17 protein-coding genes are annotated in these 23,524 nt (G+C 51.2%); 14 read left to right on the plus strand and 3 right to left on the minus strand.

Going from position 1 to position 23,524, the window contains the following annotated elements; all coding sequences use genetic code 11:
* Positions 1-311: 311 nt before the first annotated feature.
* The 6 genes from OGY83_RS20565 (at position 312) to OGY83_RS20590 (ending at position 8,181) form a co-directional block, all read left to right on the plus strand.
* The gene (locus OGY83_RS20565; protein ID WP_262484640.1) at positions 312-1,982 is read left to right on the plus strand and encodes a DUF8093 domain-containing protein; all 1,671 of its coding nucleotides are present in this window, start codon (positions 312-314) and stop codon (positions 1,980-1,982) included.
* Positions 1,960-2,376 (plus strand): hypothetical protein, encoded by a 417-nt coding sequence (locus OGY83_RS20570; RefSeq protein WP_286636803.1) that lies wholly within the window; start codon positions 1,960-1,962, stop codon positions 2,374-2,376. The genes OGY83_RS20565 and OGY83_RS20570 overlap by 23 nt, the downstream gene beginning before the upstream one ends.
* 525 nt (positions 2,377-2,901) lie before the next feature.
* Entirely contained in the window at positions 2,902-4,254 is a 1,353-nt protein-coding gene (gene gudP, locus OGY83_RS20575; RefSeq protein ID WP_079938695.1) for a galactarate/glucarate/glycerate transporter GudP, read from the plus strand.
* Between the two features lie 2 nt (positions 4,255-4,256).
* The gene (locus OGY83_RS20580) at positions 4,257-5,597 is read left to right on the plus strand and encodes an enolase C-terminal domain-like protein (RefSeq protein ID WP_048215648.1); all 1,341 of its coding nucleotides are present in this window, start codon (positions 4,257-4,259) and stop codon (positions 5,595-5,597) included.
* Between the two features lie 20 nt (positions 5,598-5,617).
* On the plus strand, positions 5,618-6,958 hold the full coding sequence (gudD, locus tag OGY83_RS20585; protein WP_286636804.1) for a glucarate dehydratase: 1,341 nt from the start codon (positions 5,618-5,620) through the stop codon (positions 6,956-6,958).
* A gap of 80 nt (positions 6,959-7,038) precedes the next feature.
* Positions 7,039-8,181 (plus strand): glycerate kinase, encoded by a 1,143-nt coding sequence (locus OGY83_RS20590; protein ID WP_286636805.1) that lies wholly within the window; start codon positions 7,039-7,041, stop codon positions 8,179-8,181.
* 130 nt (positions 8,182-8,311) lie between these two features.
* Here OGY83_RS20590 and barA read toward each other — a convergent pair whose 3' ends face one another.
* A complete protein-coding gene (gene barA, locus OGY83_RS20595; RefSeq protein ID WP_191234764.1) occupies positions 8,312-11,068 on the minus strand; it encodes a two-component sensor histidine kinase BarA in 2,757 nt (918 codons plus the stop codon).
* 57 nt (positions 11,069-11,125) lie between these two features.
* On the opposite strand from barA, the gene rlmD reads away from it, so the two are divergent.
* The 5 genes from rlmD to eno all read left to right on the plus strand — a co-directional run bounded on the left by rlmD (position 11,126) and on the right by eno (position 18,921).
* Positions 11,126-12,424 carry a 23S rRNA (uracil(1939)-C(5))-methyltransferase RlmD gene (gene rlmD, locus OGY83_RS20600; RefSeq protein WP_286636806.1) on the plus strand — a complete coding sequence of 433 codons (1,299 nt, stop codon included), beginning with the start codon at positions 11,126-11,128 and terminating at the stop codon, positions 12,422-12,424.
* Between the two features lie 100 nt (positions 12,425-12,524).
* Entirely contained in the window at positions 12,525-14,759 is a 2,235-nt protein-coding gene (gene relA, locus OGY83_RS20605; RefSeq protein WP_286636807.1) for a GTP diphosphokinase, read from the plus strand.
* A 122-nt stretch (positions 14,760-14,881) separates the two neighbouring features.
* Positions 14,882-15,673: a nucleoside triphosphate pyrophosphohydrolase gene (gene mazG, locus OGY83_RS20610; protein WP_003825693.1), complete on the plus strand. Its 792-nt coding sequence runs from the start codon at positions 14,882-14,884 to the stop codon at positions 15,671-15,673.
* Positions 15,674-15,897: 224 nt separating this feature from the next.
* Complete coding sequence (pyrG, locus tag OGY83_RS20615; RefSeq protein ID WP_003034127.1) at positions 15,898-17,535, plus strand: glutamine hydrolyzing CTP synthase; 1,638 nt, start codon at positions 15,898-15,900, stop codon at positions 17,533-17,535.
* Between the two features lie 87 nt (positions 17,536-17,622).
* Positions 17,623-18,921: a phosphopyruvate hydratase gene (gene eno, locus OGY83_RS20620; RefSeq protein WP_079938701.1), complete on the plus strand. Its 1,299-nt coding sequence runs from the start codon at positions 17,623-17,625 to the stop codon at positions 18,919-18,921.
* A gap of 55 nt (positions 18,922-18,976) precedes the next feature.
* On the opposite strand, the gene OGY83_RS20625 is transcribed toward eno, so the two are convergent.
* The gene (locus OGY83_RS20625) at positions 18,977-19,801 is read right to left on the minus strand and encodes a MurR/RpiR family transcriptional regulator (RefSeq protein ID WP_079938702.1); all 825 of its coding nucleotides are present in this window, start codon (positions 19,799-19,801) and stop codon (positions 18,977-18,979) included.
* A gap of 165 nt (positions 19,802-19,966) precedes the next feature.
* Between OGY83_RS20625 and OGY83_RS20630 the strand changes: the two genes are divergently transcribed.
* The 3 genes from OGY83_RS20630 (at position 19,967) to queE (ending at position 22,955) form a co-directional block, all read left to right on the plus strand.
* On the plus strand, positions 19,967-21,523 hold the full coding sequence (locus OGY83_RS20630) for a maltose/glucose-specific PTS transporter subunit IIC (RefSeq protein ID WP_079938792.1): 1,557 nt from the start codon (positions 19,967-19,969) through the stop codon (positions 21,521-21,523).
* Complete coding sequence (locus OGY83_RS20635; protein ID WP_191228235.1) at positions 21,523-22,212, plus strand: N-acetylmannosamine-6-phosphate 2-epimerase; 690 nt, start codon at positions 21,523-21,525, stop codon at positions 22,210-22,212. Before OGY83_RS20630 ends, OGY83_RS20635 begins: the two co-directional genes overlap by 1 nt.
* Before the next feature lie 71 nt (positions 22,213-22,283).
* Positions 22,284-22,955 carry a 7-carboxy-7-deazaguanine synthase QueE gene (gene queE / locus OGY83_RS20640; protein ID WP_047461605.1) on the plus strand — a complete coding sequence of 224 codons (672 nt, stop codon included), beginning with the start codon at positions 22,284-22,286 and terminating at the stop codon, positions 22,953-22,955.
* Between the two features lie 91 nt (positions 22,956-23,046).
* On the opposite strand, the gene queD is transcribed toward queE, so the two are convergent.
* Positions 23,047-23,409 carry a 6-carboxytetrahydropterin synthase QueD gene (queD, locus tag OGY83_RS20645; RefSeq protein ID WP_043017394.1) on the minus strand — a complete coding sequence of 121 codons (363 nt, stop codon included), beginning with the start codon at positions 23,407-23,409 and terminating at the stop codon, positions 23,047-23,049.
* Positions 23,410-23,524: the final 115 nt, after the last annotated feature.

Genomic DNA, 23,524 nt, shown 5'->3' on the forward strand with positions numbered 1-23,524 from the left:
CGGCGATTTGCTTGCACGGGCCTGTAACAAATGATGGACATGGAGAGACCAATCTGATTATCAATAAGGAAAATTTTCTTTAATTTATCTGTATTATAAATACAATCGCATAGTTTTATTTCTAACCCGAATTTATACAAATTAAATTCGGGTTTTTTATTATTTATGATAGCAAAAGCACAAACAAGTAACCCAGTTATCATGCTTTAATAAAAACAGGCTTAAAAAACTGGGTTTTGTGAATGAATTAATGAGATGAATAAATGAGATAAAATGATAATAACGGAAATTATTAAACTAAGGAGGGGAACTTGTTTACTTTGTATAACACTCGGGATTTTAGCCAAAGTGCCAGATTAGAGGACTTTGAAAAAATAGTGTCACCTAAAGAAGGTCTTAGGCTAGCAAGGGTATATTATGAACTTGATAATAAAAATCAGCGCTCAGCTATAGTTGGTCTACCACAGAGAAAATGGAATGTAAACCAATATTCTTCCGTTGCGTATGAAAGCCCCACCAATGGTAGATCTAATCCCATTTATGATGAGATACAACACAAATTATACGTGGGCTGGATAATAGCGATTGATTGTGGTGAGCATTGGTCCTGGGACAGAAATCCTTTTTATTTTGATGAGGACGGAGAGTTAGTTTATGAACCATTTATGCCCGATGTATTCGACAGCATCTTCGAAGAGAGCGTAAGGAGAGCTTATCAGGAAACTCTCGACAGAGAACAGGGGAGAAAAACCAGGCCTACTCGAAAGATTGAGTATGGCGCACCAGGTTATATTGCACCCACACTAAAACCTCTTACCGTAGTACCAGGGCCTTCATGTCCGGTTGAAGAGGATAAACCGCCCCGCGAACCTGTAGATGCGGGATTTTGTGTACTGCCCTATGAGGCCACACCGTCATCTTTCGAATCCAGGTTTTTTATTAATCCTCCGGATGGTACACGTGAGTTATACCACAAGCTCAATCCAGATATAAAAAAACAACCGGGTTCAATTCTGCTTGTAGTTGATCCTGAAATGCAAGATCAGCAACAGATTGAAACATTGCAAAAAGCGCGTGATAGAATTGATAAAGCGCTTGCACCATTAACACTGCCAGAAGCCCGAGTGTTACACGAAAACAGAGCTTCCGTAGATATTTTTTCTTCACAATTATACAGCGATGCTTTAGGACAAAGCGGGGATATCCTGGGTTATATAAAGGATGCCGGTGGGGGGTATTATGAAGAAATAAATAAAACACTCAATGAAATACAGGAGCTTTATAAGAAAACATATAGTGGTAATTCTGGTCGTATTTCTGGAGAGGAGTTTTTTGGTCAACGAGAACGGCTATTTAAAAAATTAGACGGTATTTTGAATAAATTTTCAAAAGAACGGCTAAATTTAAAACAATATGAAGATATAAAGCAGGTATTAGGTTTATCAACCAAATCAATTATGCATAAGTGGGATCAAACAGGAGTAAAAGATATTGAGGGGTATGCAAGCTATATAGAAACATCAGCGAAACTGATAAAAATAATGAGAACAACAGGCTATATAGGTGTTGGTCTTGATTTTGCGAGTTATACCACTAACGTTTATGAGGCTTGCGCAAAAGGACGTGAAAGCGAATGTAGAAAGGCAGCGATAACGGAGTACAGTAAATTCGGCCTCAAACAAACAGCAAGTTTTGCTGGCGGAGCTGCCGGGGGAATTATGGGGAGAGCCGCTTGTACATGGGTTCTGGGATTGATTACATCAGAAGCTGGAGGTATTGGCGCAAGTGTATGTCTGGTAAGTGGCATTGCTTCAAGTATTGCAGGAAGTAAATATTCGGAAAAAGTGGGTGAGAAACTAGGTGATAGGTTTGGTGGATTAGTGAATGACGATCTTGATAATCCAGAATTTAAACGATATGACCCAGATTCATTTAATGAAGCAGCAGGTGTCATAATATATGAAAAAGTTTTTAACAGATAATCTAGATGTCATTAATATGAGCCTTGGCATAATGCTGGTTATTATAACGTTGATCTTAATATTTATGTCTTATGTGATAAATGATGAGAAGTATAAAAAAATAGTGATATTATACGAGGGGAAATTTGGTCGTCTTCCTATCACTGCAAGTTTGGCGAGAACAGCAAGTTTAATTGGTACTCCCGGTATCTACTTTGCAAAGATAGATTTCATTATGTCTAGTCTGATTTTTCCCTATAATAGGGTTTTTAATAATGATATGAGTATTGAAGCATATCATTTTATTCGTTCCTTACCCAAAGAGTTAACCACGGGGTTTAAAGTTGAAGCGGCGTTCTGGTTTGTTGAATTTATTGTTCTGGCTTTTTTGGTGATCCTTTATTATTTTTTATGAAAAATCTAATGTTAATAGGGACTCCAATAAACTAGAGTCCCTTTTTTATTTCAATTTCCCAAATTCCTGAACAACAATCTCATCATAAGTTGCAGCAGGTAATAACCCACTAAAAAAATTTGAGTTACGTTAGGCGTTGGTCCGCAATCTAAGAGATCAGCTTCCCAAATTCTTAGTCATCATAAGTCGTTGCGCCTTAAACCCAGATGAGTACCGCTGGTTAGATGTTGCCACCACGCGGTAACAAAACGCCCACCAAACGCCAATTTCGTGAAGCATCTTCAATTCCCTTAGGCTTATGCCATAAACAACCTCATTCCCCCCTCGCAATGTTGTGTTTTTGCACGGTGAGGGTCAGTGGCACTCCTTCATATACTTTTCCCGTCAGTTCCCGGAATGGCAGCGAGTCAGAATAAAACGGCCCTGAGCTGTACCAACACTGCCACACACTAACCTCTCATTCTGATCACCCTACAGGTGCTGTACAGAATGAACTGGCGAAAGCCAGGATTCAGGAGTGCAACAATGAGTTCATTAAGTCAGGCGGCGAGCAGCGCGGAAAAACGCACTAACGCTCGCTACTGGATAGTGGTGATGCTGTTTATCGTCACATCCTTCAACTACGGCGATCGCGCCACCTTATCCATTGCCGGTTCGGAGATGGCCAAAGACATTGGTCTGGATGCGGTAGGGATGGGTTATGTATTCTCCGCTTTCTCATGGGCCTATGTTATCGGCCAGATCCCAGGCGGCTGGTTGCTCGACCGCTTTGGTTCAAAACGCGTTTATTTCTGGTCCATCTTTATTTGGTCCATGTTTACCCTGCTGCAGGGTTTTGTCGATATCTTCAGTGGCTTCGGCATTATTGTTGCGCTGTTTACTCTGCGCTTCCTCGTCGGTTTAGCTGAAGCGCCCTCCTTCCCGGGCAACAGTCGGATTGTGGCGGCGTGGTTCCCGGCGCAGGAAAGGGGCACGGCGGTGTCGATTTTTAACTCCGCTCAGTACTTTGCCACCGTTATCTTCGCGCCAATCATGGGTTGGCTGACCCACGAAGTGGGCTGGTCGCATGTGTTCTTTTTTATGGGCGGCCTCGGGATCATCATCAGCTTTGTCTGGCTGAAGGTGATTCATGAACCTAACCAGCACCCAGGTGTGAACCAACAAGAGCTGGATTACATTGCCGCAGGCGGGGCACTGATCAACATGGATCAGGCGAATGCCAAAGCGAAAGTGCCGTTTAGCGTCAAGTGGGGGCAAATCAAACAGCTGCTGGGTTCACGGATGATGATCGGTATTTACATCGGTCAATACTGCATAAACGCGCTGACCTACTTCTTTATCACCTGGTTCCCGGTTTATCTGGTACAGGCACGCGGTATGTCGATTTTGAAAGCCGGTTTTGTCGCTTCGGTCCCGGCCATTTGCGGATTCGCCGGCGGCGTGCTCGGCGGCATTATTTCCGACTGGCTGATGCGCCGTACCGGTTCGCTGAATATCGCCCGTAAAACGCCAATCGTACTCGGCATGCTGCTGTCGATGGTGATGGTGTTCTGTAACTACGTCAACGTGGAGTGGATGATCATCGGCTTTATGGCGCTGGCCTTCTTCGGCAAAGGTATCGGTGCGCTGGGATGGGCGGTGATGGCTGATACCGCACCGAAAGAGATCAGCGGTCTGAGCGGCGGTTTGTTCAACATGTTTGGCAACATCTCCGGCATCGTCACGCCAATTGCTATCGGCTACATCGTCGGGACTACCGGCTCGTTTAACGGCGCGTTGATTTACGTCGGAGTGCATGCGCTGATTGCTGTGGTGAGCTATCTGGTGCTGGTGGGTGATATTAAACGTATCGAACTGAAACCTGTCGCAGGACAATGATGATGACAACACAATCGAGTCCCGTTATTACCGATATGAAGGTCATCCCGGTGGCCGGTCATGACAGCATGCTGCTCAATATTGGCGGCGCGCATAACGCATACTTTACTCGTAATATCGTGGTGCTCACCGATAACGCCGGAAATACCGGTGTCGGTGAAGCGCCTGGTGGCGAAGTGATTTATCAGACGCTGGTGGACGCGATTCCACAGGTGTTGGGCCAGGAAGTCGCGCGTCTGAATAAGGTGGTGCAGCAGGTGCATAAAGGCAACCAGGCCGCTGATTTTGACACCTTTGGCAAAGGCGCCTGGACCTTTGAGCTACGGGTCAATGCGGTTGCGGCGCTGGAAGCCGCATTGCTCGACCTGCTGGGTAAGGCGCTGAACGTGCCGGTCTGTGAACTGTTAGGGCCGGGCAAACAGCGCGATGCGGTCACCGTACTCGGCTATCTGTTCTACGTGGGCGATCGCACAAAGACCGATTTACCGTATCTGGAAAGCACGCCGGGAAACCATGAGTGGTATCACCTGCGTCATCAGCAAGCGATGAACAGTGAGGCTGTGGTACGTCTGGCTCAGGCTTCGCAGGATCGCTATGGCTTTAAAGATTTCAAACTCAAGGGCGGTGTACTGCCTGGCGAGCAGGAAATCGACACCGCTCGTGCGCTGAAAAAATGCTTCCCTGATGCGCGTATTACGGTTGATCCCAACGGTGCCTGGCTGCTGGATGAAGCCATCTCCCTGTGTAAGGGGCTGAACGATGTTCTGACCTACGCCGAAGATCCATGCGGCGCTGAACAGGGTTTTTCTGGCCGCGAAGTGATGGCCGAGTTCCGCCGTGCAACCGGTCTGCCGGTAGCAACGAACATGATAGCCACCAACTGGCGCGAAATGGGCCATGCTGTGATGCTGAACTCAGTAGATATTCCGCTGGCCGATCCGCACTTCTGGACCCTTTCCGGCGCGGTACGCGTGGCACAGTTATGCGATGACTGGGGCCTGACCTGGGGCTGCCATTCTAACAATCATTTTGATATTTCCCTGGCAATGTTTACCCACGTCGGCGCTGCTGCACCGGGTAATCCAACGGCTATCGATACCCACTGGATCTGGCAGGAGGGCGATTGCCGCCTGACCAAAAATCCGCTGGAGATTAAAAACGGAAAAATTGCGGTACCCGATGCGCCCGGTCTGGGCGTGGAACTGGATTGGGATCAGGTACAGAAAGCGCATGAAGCCTATAAGGCGCTGCCCGGCGGTGCGCGTAATGACGCAGGCCCAATGCAGTATCTGATCCCCGGATGGACTTTTGACCGTAAACGTCCCGTTTTCGGCCGCCACTAATTTTGAATAAGGACTTAATTATGAGCGCACAATTTTCTACCCCATTGGTTACCTCTATGCAGGTTATTCCGGTTGCGGGTCATGACAGTATGCTGATGAACCTGAGCGGCGCACATGCCCCGTTCTTCACGCGTAATATTGTGATTATTAAAGATAACTCCGGTCATACCGGCGTGGGTGAAATTCCCGGCGGCGAAAAAATTCGTAAAACGCTGGAAGATGCGATCCCGCTGGTGGTGGGCAAAACGTTAGGTGAATACAAAAACGTGCTGAATGCGGTACGCAATACTTTTGCCGATCGTGATGCGGGCGGTCGCGGTTTGCAGACCTTCGATTTACGTACCACTATTCATGTGGTTACTGGGATCGAAGCGGCCATGTTAGATCTGTTAGGTCAGCATCTGGGTGTAAACGTCGCCTCTTTGCTGGGTGATGGCCAGCAGCGTAGTGAAGTTGAAATGCTGGGTTACCTGTTCTTCGTGGGTAACCGTAAGGCAACGCCGCTGCCGTACCAGAGTCAACCGGATGAGAAGTGCGACTGGTATCGTCTGCGTCATGAAGAAGCGATGACCCCGGACGCGGTAGTGCGCCTGGCGGAAGCCACGTATGAGAAGTATGGTTTCAACGACTTTAAACTGAAAGGCGGCGTGCTGGCCGGGGAAGAGGAAGCGGAATCTATCGTTGCGCTGGCGAAGCGCTTCCCGCAGGCCCGCGTCACGCTGGATCCGAACGGCGCGTGGTCGCTAAATGAAGCGATTAAGATCGGCAAATATCTGAAGGGATCTCTGGCTTATGCGGAAGATCCGTGCGGTGCCGAGCAGGGCTTCTCTGGTCGTGAAGTGATGGCGGAATTCCGCCGCGCCACCGGTCTGCCGACCGCCACCAACATGATCGCCACCGACTGGCGTCAGATGGGGCATACGCTGTCGTTACAGTCTGTGGATATTCCGCTGGCGGACCCGCACTTCTGGACCATGCAGGGTTCTGTTCGCGTGGCGCAAATGTGCCATGAGTTTGGGCTGACCTGGGGCTCGCACTCTAACAACCATTTTGATATTTCGCTGGCGATGTTTACGCATGTCGCAGCGGCGGCTCCGGGCAAAATTACCGCTATCGACACCCACTGGATCTGGCAGGAAGGCAACCAGCGCTTGACCAAAGAGCCGTTTGAAATCAAAGGCGGCATGGTGCAGGTTCCGGCAAAACCGGGTCTGGGCGTGGAACTGGATATGGATCAGGTCATGAAAGCGCATGAGCTGTACCAGCAACATGGACTGGGGGCGCGTGATGATGCGATGGGAATGCAGTATCTGATCCCGAACTGGACGTTTGATAATAAGCGTCCGTGCATGGTACGCTAAGCGAACTGGGACCGCTCCCACAAGGGGCGGTTTTTATCCTGGTATATGCTTAAAACAGTCAACATGCGTAAGGATGCTTTATGAAAATAGTAATCGCACCGGATTCCTATAAGGAAAGTTTGAGTGCGCTTGAAGTGGCAACGGCTATTGAGCAGGGGTTTCGCGAGATCTGGCCCGACGCGGATTACGTGAAGATTCCGGTTGCAGATGGTGGTGAAGGAACGGTCGAAGCGATGGTTGCCGCAACGCAAGGTCACCTTGTGCATGTTGATGTTACCGGCCCTTTGGGCAACACAATTCAGGCATTTTATGGTTTATCCGGTGATGAGCGCTCGGCGTTTATCGAAATGGCGGCTGCCAGCGGACTGGAACAGGTTCCTGCGGGATTACGCGATCCGCTGAAAACGACATCCTGGGGAACCGGGGAGTTAATCCGTCATGCGTTGGACGCTGGCGTTGAGCATATCATTATCGGGATTGGCGGCAGCGCCACCAATGATGGCGGTGCCGGGATGGTGCAAGCGCTGGGAGCAAAATTGCTGGATGCGCAAAATAACGATATTGCCCATGGCGGGGCTGGCCTCGAATCGCTCGCCCGAATTGATATTTCTCATTTAGACCAGCGACTTGCCGCGTGTCGTATTGAAGTAGCCTGCGATGTGACCAACCCGTTGACTGGAAAAGAGGGCGCTTCTGCGGTTTTTGGCCCGCAAAAAGGGGCGACGCCGGAGATGATTACCCGCCTGGATCGGGCACTCACGCACTATGCGCAACTCATTGTTCGCGATCTGGACGTCAACGTGCTGGATCTGGCCGGCGGTGGCGCTGCTGGTGGTATGGGGGCGGCACTCTATGCGTTTTGCGGCGCACAGCTACGCTGCGGTATTGAGATAGTAACGGATGCGTTACACCTCGACGCCTGCGTTGCGGATGCGGATTTGGTGGTGACGGGTGAAGGGCGAATCGACAGCCAGACTATTCACGGTAAGGTTCCGGTTGGCGTGGCGAAAGTCGCAAAGCGTTACAACAAACCGGTTATTGGCATTGCCGGTAGCCTGACGGCGGATGTCGGTGTGGTCCACGAGCATGGGCTGGATGCGGTTTTCAGCGTCATCTATACCATCTGTACTCTGGATGAGGCGCTAAAGAACGCGAGCGACAATGTGCGAATGACTGCGCGAAACGTGGCCGCAACGCTTAAAGCAGGGCAGCAATTACGCTGAGTTGTAGGTCGGATAAGGCGTTTACGCCGCATTCGGCGATGTGCCCGATGCGCAATGCTTATCGGGCCTACGGTAAACCGCGAAACCTGTAGGCCGGATAAGGCGGTCACGCTCCCGCCTTCGGTGACTATCACCCCAACATGCGTTTTGCTTCGCGCGCAACGTTATCCATTTCATCCAGAAGTTCTAAAAACTCAGGCTCCAGCTCTTCTTCTTTGGTCCCGCTGCGTAATTGCTGCTCAATAAGCTGACACAGGTTTTTCATGCGGGGAACGCCGCTATAGCCACAACTGCCGTGCAGCTTATGGATCATATCGACCAGCCCTTCAGGGTTTTCACCGACCAGCTGTTCTTCAATTTTATTACGCACCTCAGGCAGAAAATCGAGCAGCATTTGCAGCATATCGCGCGCCAGATCGTTTTTACCCGCAGCTTGTCTTAACGCCAGCTGCCAGTCGAGTGTTGTATTCGGATTGACGACTGGCTCAACAGGTTCAACGGCGAGCGCTCGCAGCGATGTGCCTGCACCGGGTTTGTAACGTAGCAGCAGATTATGCAGCTTATCTTCCTCGATAGGCTTCGCCAGGTAATCGTTCATTCCGGCGCTGAGCAGTTTCTCTTTCTGCCCGGCCATGGCATGCGCGGTGACCGCAATGACCGGTGTCTGCTGTTGATGAGGAAGCTGGTGGATCAGTTCACAAGCGCGAATGCCGTCCATATCAGGCATCTGAATATCCATCAGGATCAGATCAAATTGCATTTGTCTGGCGCGATCCACTGCCTGATGCCCGCTGTCACACAGCACGACGTGCTGCACCTTATCTTCCAGCAGCGCGCCAATCAGCTTGAGGTTCGCCGGGTTGTCGTCCACTGCCATGACGGTCATCGCGATTTTACTTTCGTCTACCAGCAGCGGATCCGCGCTGTGGTTCAGCTGACAATACTCTGTCAGTGCAGGCAGTAAGCGGGTTGAGGTAAGAGGTTTCAACAGACACGCCGCCGCGCCGCCCTGTTTTAACTTCTCGGCGTTAATCTGCGCATGGCAAGGCAGGGCTAGCAACAGGAAGTCGGTCATTGCCGCAGCGCTTGCCAGCCGCTCATGCTGCATGGTGAGCGGTTCGCGTAAAGTGACCGGAATGCCGAGCAGCAGAATATCGTAGTGCTCATTCGGCAGCCCGGAGAATGAAGGGCTGTAAATCACCTCCAGCGGCGTTTCACTCAAGATATCTAACGTGCATTGCGCGGCAGTGGCGTTAGGTTCGACGTAGGCCAGTCGTTTACCGGCCAGGCAGAGCGTGGTTGAGCGGTCAACGAGAACGTTAGGGTTGAGATCGAGGCTGATATGGAACCAGAACGTAGAACCCCGGTTCGGCTGGCTGTGGAAGGAGATATCCCCACCCATTTCGTTGACCAGTTTTTGCGTAATGACCAGACCCAGCCCGGTCCCGCCATGACGCCGGGAAATACTGGCATCCGCCTGGCGGAAGGCCTGGAACAGGCGTGACTGATCGCGCTCAGGAATACCAATTCCGGTATCGCGGATTTGTACTTCAATCTGCACTTTCGTATTACTAAGGGCGCGCTTCTCGACCAGAATGTCGATATTGCCGCCTTCGGTAAATTTGATGGCATTGCCAACCAGATTGGTGATCACCTGCTGTAAGCGCAGCGGATCGCCGATGACGTTGTCCGGCACGTCATTCTTAATATTCAGCGTTAGCTCAAGCCCTTTATCATGGGATGAATGCGCTAACAGCGTAACGACGTCATCCAGCGTGCTGCGCAGCGGGAACGGAATGCTTTCCAGAATCAGCTTGCCCGCCTCAAGTTTGGAGAAGTCGAGCACATCATTGATGATGGCCAGCAGATTGTTAGCCGAGCGTTCAATGGTATTCAGGTGATCTCGCTGAGTGGTGTTGAGCTCGGTTTTTAGCGTCAGACGGGTGAAGCCAATCACGCCATTCAGCGGTGTTCGCAGCTCGTGGGACATGTTGGCCAGAAACTCAGACTTAATACGTGCCGCTTCCTGGGCGCGTTTCTTTGCCAGATCAAGTTCGACGTTCTGGATTTCCATCTGCTCCAGCGTTTCGCGCAGGTCAGAGGTGGCCTGATCGATATTGTGCTGCATCTCTTCATGGTAAGCCGCGAGAGACATCGCCATCGAGTTGATACCATTTTTAAGCATATCCAGCTCGCCCAGCATGAAACCTTCCACGCGGCTGTCGAGCTGCCCTCTACGTATTCGGTCAACGGTATTCACCATATTGCGAATCGGGCCGGTCACGTCGCGCATCAGACGCCAGCCAAAAATTAACGCAATACCAATACAAAACAGCATCATTACGCTGGAGATAAAGATCTCTTTGTACTGCTGTAATCGCACGGACTTAAGATCCAGCTCAAGCGCCACATACCCCAGCATATTTTTGGTGTTTTTCGCATCGCTAACGGCGGATTCATCCGGTGAATAGCTTTCCGATATAATAGGGGTACGCAGGATCATGATATCCCCGTGCCGGGTGACGCTTAATTTACGGGGAAACGGTGAACCCGTCGCCAACTGCATTTCAGACGGATCGAGATGAAAATTAGAGGTGACGAACAGCCGGTTATTTTCATCATAAACAGAAATTGCCCGCACGATATCGGAATGGCGACGATGCAGCACGCTGATAAGCTGGCCGATGGATTCCCTGTTTTGCAGGTTCATGCCATATTCGCTGGAGACCGCGAGTGGTTCAATGATGCTGGCACCAGCATCTTCCAGTTGACGCTGCAAGTCGTTATAGCGATGCACAACAAAAAAGATACTGAGCAACAAACCTATCAGGACGGTCGGGGCCAGGATCAGAATCATCATGCGTGCGCGCAGGCTGTAGTTGGTCATGGAGTTCCGTTATGGGACAATTAGGGTCACACTGTTAAATAGAGAAATATCTCGTCGATGGCGCAATTCTACTCTGCAAAACGACGCGTGACGACGCGTCAGATCATAACCGTTACCGTCAATGACCTCGATCCTTTTGGTCAGGGCGTCGCTCGCCATAACGGAAAAGCGTTGTTTATACCGGAATTGCTACCCCAGGAAAGCGCCGAGGTGGTGATTACCGAAGATAAAAAACAGTTTGCCCGCGCGCAAGTAAAACGACGTTTAAACGACAGCCCGCAGCGTGAAGTGCCACGTTGCCCGCATTTTGGCGTGTGCGGCGGTTGCCAGCAGCAGCATGCCAGCATCTCATTGCAGCAGCGTAGCAAAAGCGCGGCGTTGTCGCGTTTAATGAAATGTGAGGTGTCGGATGTTATAGCGGATGCCCCGTGGGGCTATCGTCGTCGCGCACGTTTGAGCCTGAACTATCGGCCAAAAGAACAAAAATTGCAGATGGGGTTTCGTAAATCAGGCTCCAGCGACATTATCGATGTCAAACAATGCCCTATTTTGGTGCCCCAGCTTGAGGCGCTATTGCCCCACATCAGGGCGTGTCTGGAAAGTCTGCAAGGGTTACGTCATCTTGGTCATGTCGAGCTGGTGCAGGCGGGGAGCGGAACGCTGATGATTTTGCGCCACATGGCGCCATTGAGTGCTGCGGATAAAGAAAAACTGGAATGCTTTTCGCATTCTCAGGAGCTGTCTTTGTTTCTGGCCCCGCAAAGCGAGATACTGGAATCAATATCAGAAGAATCGCCCTGGTATGATTCAAATGGACAACGGTTAACCTTCAGCCCGCGCGATTTTATTCAGGTTAACGAAGGGGTAAACCAACAAATGGTCGCCCGTGCGCTGGAATGGCTTGATGTGCAACCTGAAGATCGCGTACTCGATCTGTTCTGCGGAATGGGAAATTTTACCCTACCGCTGGCAACTCGGGCAGCAAGCGTGGTTGGCGTGGAAGGTGTTCCGGCATTGGTGGAAAAAGGCCGAGAAAACGCGCTGAATAACGGATTACACAATGTGACATTCTTTCATGAAAACCTTGAGGAAGATGTTACCCGACAGCCGTGGGCAAAAAACGGATTCGACAAAGTATTACTCGATCCTGCGCGTGCGGGGGCTGCAGGTGTGATGCAACATATTATAAAATTAGAACCTATACGCGTTGTTTATGTATCCTGTAACCCAGCAACGCTGGCTCGTGACAGCGATGCTTTGCTCAACGCTGGATACGCCATACGGCGACTGGCGATGCTCGATATGTTTCCGCACACTGGACACCTGGAATCAATGGTCCTGTTTGAGCGTTTGTAATGAATTTTGTACCCATTGGATTTCGGGTTGTAATGCAGCATGAAAGACAATGGGTAGGGCTTGTCGACTTCGACAGGCCTGGCCCCATAAGGAGAGGACAATGGTTGCGGTAAGAAGTGCACATATAAATAAAGCTGGTGAGTTTGATCCAAAAAAATGGATCGCGAGTCTGGGGATCTCCAGCCAGCAGTCGTGTGAACGCTTAGCCGAAACCTGGGCGTACTGCCTCCAGCAAACACAGGGGCATCCGGATGCGGATCTGCTGCTGTGGCGTGGCGTGGAGATGGTAGAAATTCTCTCCATGTTGAGCATGGATATCGACACGCTGCTTGCAGCGATGCTGTTCCCTCTGGCTGATGCCAACGTGGTAAGTGAAGACATCCTGCGCGAGAGCGTGGGCAAATCCATTGTTCATCTTATCCACGGCGTGCGTGATATGGCGGCGATACGCCAGCTTAAAGCCACACATACCGATTCAGTTTCCTCCGAGCAGGTCGATAACGTCCGCCGCATGCTGCTGGCAATGGTAGATGACTTCCGCTGTGTGGTTATCAAGCTGGCAGAGCGGATTGCCCATCTGCGCGAAGTAAAAGACGCGCCGGAAGATGAACGCGTTCTGGCGGCAAAAGAGTGCACCAATATCTATGCGCCGCTGGCCAACCGTTTGGGCATCGGGCAATTAAAGTGGGAGCTGGAAGATTATTGCTTCCGTTATCTGCACCCGGCTGAATACAAACGTATTGCCAAGCTGCTGCATGAACGTCGTATCGACAGGGAACATTACATTGATGAGTTCGTCGGTCATTTGCGCTCAGAGATGAAAACGGAAGGCGTCAAAGCCGAAGTGTACGGACGCCCGAAGCATATCTACAGCATCTGGCGCAAAATGCAGAAAAAGCAGTTAGCCTTCGATGAACTGTTTGATGTACGCGCAGTGCGTATCGTGGCAGAGCGTTTACAGGACTGCTATGCCGCACTCGGGATAGTACATACTCACTATCGCCATCTGCCGGATGAATTCGATGACTACGTCGCTAACCCGAAACCCAACGGCTACCAGTCAATCCATACGGTTGTGCTTGGGCCGGGCGGGAAAACCATTGAGATTCAGATTCGTACCAAACAGATGCACGAAGATGCCGAACTTGGCGTTGCGGCACACTGGAAGTACAAAGAGGGCACTGCTTCAGGCGCGGCGCGTTCTGGCCATGAAGATCGCATTGCGTGGCTGCGTAAGCTGATCGCCTGGCAGGAAGAGATGGCGGACTCCGGTGAAATGCTGGATGAAGTCCGTAGCCAGGTCTTTGATGACCGCGTGTATGTCTTTACGCCAAAAGGCGACGTTGTGGACTTACCTGCGGGCTCCACGCCGCTCGATTTTGCTTATCACATTCACAGCGATGTGGGGCATCGTTGCATTGGCGCGAAAATTGGTGGGCGCATCGTACCGTTTACCTACCAGCTGCAGATGGGCGATCAAATTGAAGTTATCACCCAGAAACAGCCAAACCCAAGCCGCGACTGGTTGAACCCTAACCTTGGCTACGTAACCACCAGTCGTGGGCGTTCGAAGATCCACGCCTGGTTCCGTAAACAGGACCGTGATAAGAACATCCTTGCTGGCCGCCAGATCCTCGACGATGAGCTGGCGCATTTAGGTATTAGCCTGAAAGAGGCGGAAAAACACCTGCTACCGCGCTACAGCTTCAATGAGTTGGATGAACTGCTGGCGGCGATTGGTGGAGGAGACATCCGCCTCAACCAGATGGTGAACTTCCTGCAGGCGCAGTTTAATAAGCCAAGCGCTGCCGAACAGGATGCCGCCGCGCTGAAACAGCTTCAGCAGAAAACGCAGGCACCACAGAGTCGTCGTAAAGACGACGGTCGTGTGGTGGTGGAAGGGGTAGGTAACCTGATGCACCACATCGCGCGATGCTGCCAGCCGATTCCAGGCGATGAGATTGTCGGGTTTATTACCCAGGGACGCGGTATTTCCGTGCACCGGGCGGATTGTGAACAGCTGGCTGAGCTGCGCTCACATGCGCCGGAACGTATTGTTGATGCGGTCTGGGGTGAAAGCTACTCAGCGGGGTATTCGCTGGTGGTTCGTGTCCAGGCCAACGATCGCAGCGGCTTGTTACGTGATATCACCACGATTCTCGCCAACGAAAAGGTGAACGTGCTGGGTGTTGCCAGCCGGAGTGATACCAAACAACAGCTGGCCACCATCGATATGACCATCGAAATCTATAACCTGCAGGTACTCGGGCGAGTGCTTGGCAAGCTGAACCAGGTACCGGATGTGATCGACGCACGTCGTCTGCACGGTAATTAATCATTATGTAGGCCGGATAATGTTGTAGGCCTGATAAAGCGCGTTAGCGTTTTATCAGGCATTGCTATGTTGCCATCTGTCGCCTTATCTGGACTATGGTATTGAAATTTCAGGATATTCCAATGAATCAAATCGACCGACTGCTCGGTATTATGCAGCGCCTGCGTGATCCGGAAAACGGCTGTCCGTGGGACAAAGAGCAGACATTCTCCACTATTGCCCCTTACACCCTCGAAGAAACCTATGAAGTGCTGGATGCGATTGCGCGAGAAGACTTCGACGATCTGCGTGGAGAGCTGGGCGACCTGCTGTTCCAGGTGGTGTTTTACGCCCAGATGGCGCAGGAAGAAGGACGCTTCAACTTTGATGATATTTGTGCTGCGATAAGCGATAAACTCGAACGCCGTCATCCACATGTTTTTGCTGATGTTTCTGCCAGTAACAGTACTGAGGTTTTGACCCGCTGGGAAAAAATCAAAAGTGAAGAACGCGCCCAGAAGGCACAGCATTCCGCACTCGACGATATTCCCCGCAGTTTACCGGCATTAATGCGCGCCCAAAAAATCCAGAAACGCTGCTCAAATGTTGGCTTCGACTGGAAAACGTTAGGACCGGTTGTCGACAAGGTTTACGAAGAGATCGACGAAGTCATGTTTGAGGCTAAGCAGGCTGTTGTCGACCAGGCTAAACTGGAGGAGGAAATGGGCGATCTGCTGTTTGCTACGGTCAATATGGCCCGGCATTTAGGCACTAAAGCAGAGACCGCATTGCAGAAAGCGAATGAGAAGTTTGAGCGGCGTTTTCGTGAAGTTGAGCGAATTGTGGCTTCGCGCGGTCTGGAAATGACTGGTGTTGATCTGGAAACTATGGAAGAAGTCTGGCAACAGGTAAAACGGCAGGAAATTGATCTCTAAGGGATTTCGTCGGTCAAGGGCGATTTGTGTGATTTTTTAAATAACAAGCGCTTGATTTACGTCAAAAACATTTACCCCAAAGGGGCTATTTTCTCACTCCCGATGTTAATGTGAGCCTGGTGAAGAGGAGGAATAATGAAAGTTTGTGGCGCTCGTCATGTTCGGGTATACTACTTTCCCGTCTTGGTAATTCCATCGTTTCACCCTAACTTCTCAGGTCCAGCATGACAACGAACTATATTTTTGTGACCGGCGGGGTCGTATCCTCTCTGGGAAAAGGCATTGCCGCAGCCTCCCTGGCAGCCATTCTTGAAGCCCGTGGCCTCAATGTAACCATGATGAAACTGGATCCGTACATCAACGTCGATCCAGGTACTATGAGCCCAATCCAACACGGGGAAGTGTTCGTTACCGAAGACGGCGCTGAAACCGACCTGGACCTGGGTCACTATGAGCGTTTCATTCGTACCAAAATGAGCCGCCGCAACAACTTCACTACGGGTCGTATCTACTCCGACGTTCTGCGTAAAGAACGCCGTGGCGACTACCTGGGCGCAACAGTTCAGGTTATCCCGCACATCACGAATGCCATTAAAGAGCGCGTTCTGGAAGGCGGTGAAGGTCATGATGTTGTGCTGGTCGAAATCGGCGGAACCGTTGGGGATATCGAATCTCTGCCGTTCCTTGAAGCGATTCGCCAGATGGCCGTAGAAATTGGTCGTGAGCACACGCTGTTTATGCATCTGACGCTGGTTCCGTACATGGCGGCGGCAGGTGAAGTCAAAACTAAACCGACTCAGCACTCTGTAAAAGAGCTGCTTTCTATCGGTATTCAGCCAGATATCCTGATTTGCCGCTCCGATCGCGCAGTTCCGGCTAATGAACGTGCAAAAATTGCATTGTTCTGTAACGTTCCGGAAAAAGCGGTGATTTCTCTGAAAGATGTCGATTCCATCTATAAAATCCCGGGCCTGTTGAAATCTCAGGGCCTTGACGATTATATTTGTAAACGATTCAGCTTGAACTGTCCGGAAGCTAATCTGTCAGAATGGGAACAGGTTATCTACGAAGAAGCGAATCCGGCAGGCGAAGTGACTATCGGTATGGTCGGCAAGTACATTGAACTGCCGGATGCCTATAAGTCAGTTATCGAAGCGCTGAAGCACGGTGGCCTGAAGAATCGTGTCACCGTCAACATCAAGCTGATCGATTCGCAAGATGTCGAAACGCGTGGCGTTGAGATCCTGAAAGGTCTTGATGCAATCCTGATCCCTGGCGGCTTCGGCTACCGTGGTGTTGAAGGTAAGATCGCGACGGCGCGCTTTGCGCGTGAGAACAATATTCCTTATCTGGGCATTTGCCTGGGTATGCAGGTTGCGTTGATTGAGTTTGCACGTAACGTAGTGGGTATGGACAACGCCAACTCCACGGAATTTGTGCCAGACTGTAAGTACCCGGTGGTGGCCCTGATTACCGAATGGCGCGATGAAGACGGTAACGTCGAAGTCCGTACCGAGAAGAGCGATCTGGGCGGCACAATGCGCCTTGGCGCGCAGCAGTGTCAGTTGAGCGACGATAGCCTGGTTCGTCAGCTGTATGGCGCGCCGACAATTGTTGAACGCCATCGCCACCGTTACGAAGTCAACAATATGCTGTTGAAACAGATTGAAGCTGCGGGTCTGCGTATTGCAGGCCGTTCCGGTGATGATCAGTTGGTCGAGATCATTGAGGTACCGAATCATCCGTGGTTCGTGGCCTGTCAGTTCCACCCGGAATTTACTTCCACGCCACGTGATGGGCACCCGCTGTTTGCCGGCTTTGTGAAAGCCGCCAGTGAACATCAGAAGCGTCAGGCGAAGTAAGAAGTAAATAAGTTAGAACGGCAATGCACCCATCAGGGTGCATTGTTTGTCTGGAGTTTTAGTTTAACTTGTACTGAGGAAAATCTAATGTCCAAAATCGTTAAAATCATCGGTCGTGAAATCATCGACTCCCGTGGTAACCCGACTGTTGAAGCCGAAGTACACCTGGAAGGTGGTTTCGTAGGTATGGCAGCAGCTCCGTCAGGTGCTTCTACTGGTTCCCGCGAAGCACTGGAACTGCGCGATGGCGACAAATCCCGTTTCATGGGTAAAGGCGTACTGAAAGCTGTTGGTGCGGTAAACGGCCCAATTGCTCAGGCTCTGCTGGGTAAAGATGCTAAAGATCAGGCTGGCATCGACAAGATCATGATCGATCTGGACGGTACTGAAAACAAATCCAACTTCGGTGCAAACGCCATCCTGGCTGTATCCCTGGCGAACGCCAAAGCAGCAGCTGCTGCTAAAGGCCTGCCACTGTATGCACACATCGCTGAACTGAACGGTACTCCGGGTAAATACTCCATGCCGGTTCCGATGATGAACATCATCAACGGTGGTGAGCACGCTGACAACAACGTCGACATCCAGGAATTCATGATTCAGCCGGTTGGCGCTAAGACTCTGAAAGAAGCCGTTCGTATGGGTTCTGAAGTGTTCCACAACCTGGCTAAAGTTCTGAAAGCTAAAGGTATGAACACTGCAGTTGGTGACGAAGGCGGCTATGCGCCGAACCTGGGTTCCAACGCTGAAGCTCTGGCTGTAATCGCTGAAGCGGTTAAAGCAGCTGGTTACGAGCTGGGCAAAGACATCACCCTGGCGATGGACTGTGCAGCTTCTGAATTCTACAAAGACGGTAAATACGTTCTGGCTGGCGAAGGCAACAAAGCATTCACCTCCGAAGAATTCACTCACTTCCTGGAAGAACTGACCAAACAGTACCCGATCGTGTCCATCGAAGATGGTCTGGACGAGTCTGACTGGGACGGTTTCGCATACCAGACTAAAGTGCTGGGCGACAAAATCCAGCTGGTTGGTGACGATCTGTTCGTAACTAACACCAAGATCCTGAAAGAAGGCATCGAAAAAGGCATCGTTAACTCCATCCTGATCAAATTCAACCAGATCGGTTCTCTGACCGAAACTCTGGCTGCGATCAAAATGGCGAAAGACGCTGGCTACACCGCTGTCATCTCTCACCGTTCTGGCGAAACTGAAGACGCTACCATCGCTGACCTGGCTGTTGGTACCGCTGCAGGCCAGATCAAAACTGGTTCTATGAGCCGTTCTGACCGCGTTGCTAAGTACAACCAGCTGATTCGTATCGAAGAAGCTCTGGGTGAACAAGCACCGTACAACGGTCGTAAAGAGATCAAAGGTCAGGCGTAATCCTGTTCTTTAACTCTTAACGTAAAAACCCGCTACGGCGGGTTTTTTTATATCTTTAAAGCAGTAGAGGAAGGGTTGCGCTGGCGGTTTGCTGGCTCACATCACTGTACTTTTCATCCAGCGCAATCAGCGACGTAGTCAGTAGTTCGACCAACAGCATCACACCCACCTTGGCGTTTAGCGCACCAGCACTCAACGGACCTTCTGGTTTGGCTGCGACCAGTTGAATATCACTCAGCGAAGCCAACGGGCTGCGCGGTGTATTACTCAGCGCCAGTACACGTACGCCTTGCTTACGCGCCAGTTTAACGACATGCAGCAGATCGCGCGTCGAACCTGAACTGGAAATCGCTACCACGAGAGTGTCTTTGCTAAGCGTTGTGGCGTTCATGGCTGCACGATGCATGTCACTGAACAATTGTGCAGGTTTGCCGAGACGCAAGAGTTTGTAATGTAAATACTCCCCCAGAATAGCGCTGGCCGCTACGCCATAAATCTGTACCGACTGAGCCTGATGCAGCGCCAGAGCGGCGGATTCCAGTAATGTCCTGTCGAGTAATTTTGCTGTGTCCTGCAACGCTTGTACGGACTCATTGACCACATTGTCAATTTCATCCCCGCTGTGCTCTACCGGCTGTCCTTGCTGGAGATCGAGTGCCAGCGCCATTTTGAATTCGTTATAGCCCTTACACCCAAGCGTGCGGCACAGACGCGTGACGCTTGCCTCGCTGGTGTCGCTTTCACGCGCCAGTTCGGTAATCGTCAGGTAGACAACTTTTGCCGGATCGCTGAGCACAAACTCTCCCAACTTTTGCTGTGTTCGGCTATATCCGTCAACGCCCTGGCGCAATCTCAGCAGCAGGTTTTCATTTTCTGACATGCAAAATCCTTAATGCGTTTCTCTGTTGATAGTGTGGCGGAAAGCAGGGGAGAGATGCCAGTCATTTTAAAAAAGTATGATCGGCTTCCTGGATTTTGATGATAATTTTCACTATCAATATTAAATATGGTAAAAATTTTCATCATTAATCGGGGAGATGAAAAAATGATGCAAATATTTAGCGGCGCCTCATCGGGCGCATGGTTCGAAAAGGCACAGCGGTTCGGCAAATCGTTCATGCTGCCGATTGCGGTACTGCCCGCTGCGGGGCTGTTGTTAGGGATTGGCGGCGCGCTGTCGAATCCAAACACATTGACCGCTTATCCATTTTTGGACGTTGACTGGTTACAGGCAATCTTCACGATCATGACCAGCGCAGGTTCTATTGTGTTTGCCAACCTGTCGGTGCTCTTTGCGGTGGGTGTCGCAGTAGGACTGGCGAAAACGGATAAAGGCACCGCCGGGCTTGCGGCATTGCTGGCATTTCTGGTGATGAACGCCACAATCAACGCTTTATTGACGCTCAACGGAACGCTGGCACACGAGAATCCCGGTGCCGTAGGCCAGGGGATGACGCTGGGTATTCAGACGCTGGAAACGGGCGTGTTTGGTGGGGTGGTTATTGGCCTTGTCACCTGTGCGCTGCATAGCCGTTTCAATAAAGTCTCACTCCCTCAGTTCCTTGGTTTCTTCAGCGGTTCGCGCTTTGTACCGATTATTAGCTCCCTTGCCGCGATAGTCGTGGGGGCGATCATGACGGTGGTTTGGCCGCATTTCCAGAAACTCATTTTTGGACTGGGTGGTCTGGTGGATGCGACAGGCTATCTGGGAACGCTGTTGTACGGCTTCATCCTGCGTATGCTCGGCCCATTGGGTTTACACCATATCTTTTATTTGCCCTTCTGGACGACGGCGCTTGGCGGTAGTGAAATCGTCAACGGCCAGTTAGTTGAAGGTACGCAGCGTATTTTCTTCGCGCAACTTGCCGATCCGAATACGCAGCAGTTCTATGCGGGCACCTCGCGCTTTATGTCCGGGCGTTTCATCACCATGATGTTTGGCCTGCTTGGCGCATGTCTGGCGATGTACCACACCGCCAGGCCGGAGAACAGAAAGCTTGTCGCCGGTCTGCTGTTGTCTGCGGCACTGACCTCTTTCCTGACGGGGATCACTGAGCCTATCGAGTTCTCATTCCTGTTTGTCGCACCCGTGTTATACGTCATTCACGCCTTCTTCGATGGTCTGGCGTTTATGATCGCGCATATTTTACATATCACCATCGGGCAAACCTTTTCGGGTGGGCTTATCGATTTCCTCCTCTTCGGTGTGCTACAGGGGGAAGCTAAAACCAACTGGATGTACGTCCCCATGGTGGGGATCCCGTGGTTCTTCCTTTACTACTTCACATTCCGTTATTTGATTAACCGCTTTAACTGGCTGACGCCGGGTCGAGAGACCGCAACTTCGATGGCATCCGATCTACCGCAAAGTGAACGTGCAGCGGCAGTGATTGCCGGACTGGGAGGTAAAGAGAATCTGGAAGAGGTGGACTGTTGCGCCACACGTCTGCGCGTGACGGTAAAAGAGAGTAGCAAGGTCGATGAAGCGGCACTGAAAGCGACCGGAGCGCGTGGCGTAATTATTCGCGGCAACGGGGTTCAGGTGATTTATGGCCCGCATGTCACCATCATTAAAAACGAAGTCGAAGAGATCTTATCGTAATGAAAACTGTACTGGATTCCCTGAAAGGTAAATTAATCGTCTCCTGCCAGGCGCTGGAAAATGAGCCTCTGCACAGCCCGTTTATTATGTCACGTATGGCGCTGGCGGCAGCGCAGGGCGGTGCGGTAGGTATCCGTGCGAACAGCGTGGTGGACATTCGCGCGATCAAAGAGAGCGTCTCCCTGCCGGTGATTGGGATTATCAAGCGTGATTATCCGGGTAGCGATGTGTTTATCACAGCCACTTTGCAGGAAGTCGATGAACTGATGACCGTTGAGCCGGAAATTATTGCTCTGGATGCGACAGCGCGCCCGCGCCCCGGTGGGCAATCGCTGGAAGAACTGGTCACGCAAATCCGCGCTCGCTACCCGTCTGTGCTACTGATGGCGGATATCGCCACCGTAGATGAAGCGGTGACCGCCCAGCGTCTGGGTTTTGACTGCGTGGGTACCACGCTCTACGGCTATACCGCTGACACCGCCGGACATGTGCTGGCGGAAAACGACTGTGGTTTTTTACGTGAGGTATTGGCCGCGGTCAGCATACCGGTCGTAGCGGAAGGAAACGTTGATACTCCGGAACGCGCCGCTCATTGCCTGGCATTAGGTGCTCATACCGTGGTGGTTGGGGGGGCTATCACGCGTCCGCAGCAGATAACGGCACGCTTTGTCGCGGCAATCGCCTCGTAAAGCATCGATGGGGCATGATACTTTGGCGGGGATCTGCGATAATTATCGTTTATCCCCATATTGAGAGCGCTATGCAGTACCCGATTAACGAGATGTTCCAGACCCTGCAAGGTGAGGGTTACTTTACCGGCGTCCCCGCCATTTTTATTCGTTTACAGGGATGCCCGGTTGGCTGTGCCTGGTGCGATACCAAACACACCTGGGATAAGCTTGAGGATCGGGAAGTCTCCCTTTACAGCATCCTGGCTAAGACCAAAGAGAGCGATAAATGGGGTGCTGCGAGCAGCGAAGATCTGTTGGCGGTCATTTCGCGTCAGGGCTATACCGCCCGTCACGTGGTGATCACCGGTGGCGAGCCCTGCATTCATGATCTGATGCCGCTGACGGATCTGCTGGAAAAGAACGGCTTTAGCTGCCAGATTGAGACCAGCGGCACGCACGAAGTACGCTGTACGCCGAATACCTGGGTAACCGTATCGCCGAAGGTGAATATGCGTGGCGGTTATGATGTGCTGTCACAGGCGCTGGAGCGCGCGAATGAAATCAAGCATCCGGTTGGTCGCGTTCGCGATATTGAAGCGCTGGATGAACTGCTGGCGACGTTGAGTGACGACAAACCGCGAATCATCGCCTTACAGCCAATCAGCCAGAAAGAAGATGCGACGCGTTTGTGTATTGAGACCTGCATCGCCCGCAACTGGCGTCTGTCGATGCAGACCCATAAGTATCTGAATATTGCCTGATAACTGTGCCGGGGGCATTTCGCTTACCCGGCCAGAGTTTGTTGCTCGTTGCAGGCCGGATAAGACGCATTGCCATCCGGCAAGCCTACAATCACTCGCCGCGGTACACGCAGCCCGCTGTGCAGGTCTCTTTTACCATTACGGCACTCAGCAGTGGGACAACCGGTTTAACCTGATCCCAAATCCATTTTGCCAGCACTTCGCTGGTTGGGTTTTCTAAGCCTGGAATATCGTTCAGATAGTAGTGATCAAGCCTGTCGTACGTTGGTTTAAACGCTGCTTTTAACTCAGAAAAATCCATAATCCAACCGGTATGAGGATCGACTTCACCGGTAATTTCAAGACGCACCATAAATGAGTGACCATGCAGACGGCCACACTTATGCCCTTCCGGTACATGCGGCAGGCGGTGAGCGGCTTCGAAGGTGAAATCTTTAAACAAGGTGGTGGACATTATTTACTCTCAAGAATGCGAAAAACCGCGGTAGGGTACCGTAAAGAGCAAATTTTATCATTAGTTATACACGTCATTCTTTAAGCTGCTTCTTTGTTGGCAACCTTTGCACGCC

Origin of the sequence: Citrobacter sp. Cpo090, from assembly GCF_030332665.1 — a bacterium.
GTDB lineage: Bacteria > Pseudomonadota > Gammaproteobacteria > Enterobacterales > Enterobacteriaceae > Citrobacter > Citrobacter portucalensis.

Excerpts from the sequence above, each read along its gene's own strand:
- OGY83_RS20570 (WP_286636803.1), top strand. The coding sequence starts at position 1,960 with ATGAAAAAGTTTTTAACAGATAATCTAGATGTCATTAATATGAGCCTT.
- barA (WP_191234764.1), bottom strand. The coding sequence starts at position 11,068 with ATGACCAACTACAGCCTGCGCGCACGCATGATGATTCTGATCCTGGCC.
- pyrG (WP_003034127.1), top strand. The coding sequence starts at position 15,898 with ATGACAACGAACTATATTTTTGTGACCGGCGGGGTCGTATCCTCTCTG.
- queD (WP_043017394.1), bottom strand. The coding sequence starts at position 23,409 with ATGTCCACCACCTTGTTTAAAGATTTCACCTTCGAAGCCGCTCACCGC.
- gudD (WP_286636804.1), top strand. The coding sequence starts at position 5,618 with ATGAGCGCACAATTTTCTACCCCATTGGTTACCTCTATGCAGGTTATT.
- OGY83_RS20625 (WP_079938702.1), bottom strand. The coding sequence starts at position 19,801 with ATGTCAGAAAATGAAAACCTGCTGCTGAGATTGCGCCAGGGCGTTGAC.
- queE (WP_047461605.1), top strand. The coding sequence starts at position 22,284 with ATGCAGTACCCGATTAACGAGATGTTCCAGACCCTGCAAGGTGAGGGT.
- eno (WP_079938701.1), top strand. The coding sequence starts at position 17,623 with ATGTCCAAAATCGTTAAAATCATCGGTCGTGAAATCATCGACTCCCGT.
- OGY83_RS20590 (WP_286636805.1), top strand. The coding sequence starts at position 7,039 with ATGAAAATAGTAATCGCACCGGATTCCTATAAGGAAAGTTTGAGTGCG.
- OGY83_RS20630 (WP_079938792.1), top strand. The coding sequence starts at position 19,967 with ATGATGCAAATATTTAGCGGCGCCTCATCGGGCGCATGGTTCGAAAAG.
- mazG (WP_003825693.1), top strand. The coding sequence starts at position 14,882 with ATGAATCAAATCGACCGACTGCTCGGTATTATGCAGCGCCTGCGTGAT.
- gudP (WP_079938695.1), top strand. The coding sequence starts at position 2,902 with ATGAGTTCATTAAGTCAGGCGGCGAGCAGCGCGGAAAAACGCACTAAC.
- rlmD (WP_286636806.1), top strand. The coding sequence starts at position 11,126 with ATGGCGCAATTCTACTCTGCAAAACGACGCGTGACGACGCGTCAGATC.
- OGY83_RS20580 (WP_048215648.1), top strand. The coding sequence starts at position 4,257 with ATGACAACACAATCGAGTCCCGTTATTACCGATATGAAGGTCATCCCG.
- OGY83_RS20635 (WP_191228235.1), top strand. The coding sequence starts at position 21,523 with ATGAAAACTGTACTGGATTCCCTGAAAGGTAAATTAATCGTCTCCTGC.
- relA (WP_286636807.1), top strand. The coding sequence starts at position 12,525 with ATGGTTGCGGTAAGAAGTGCACATATAAATAAAGCTGGTGAGTTTGAT.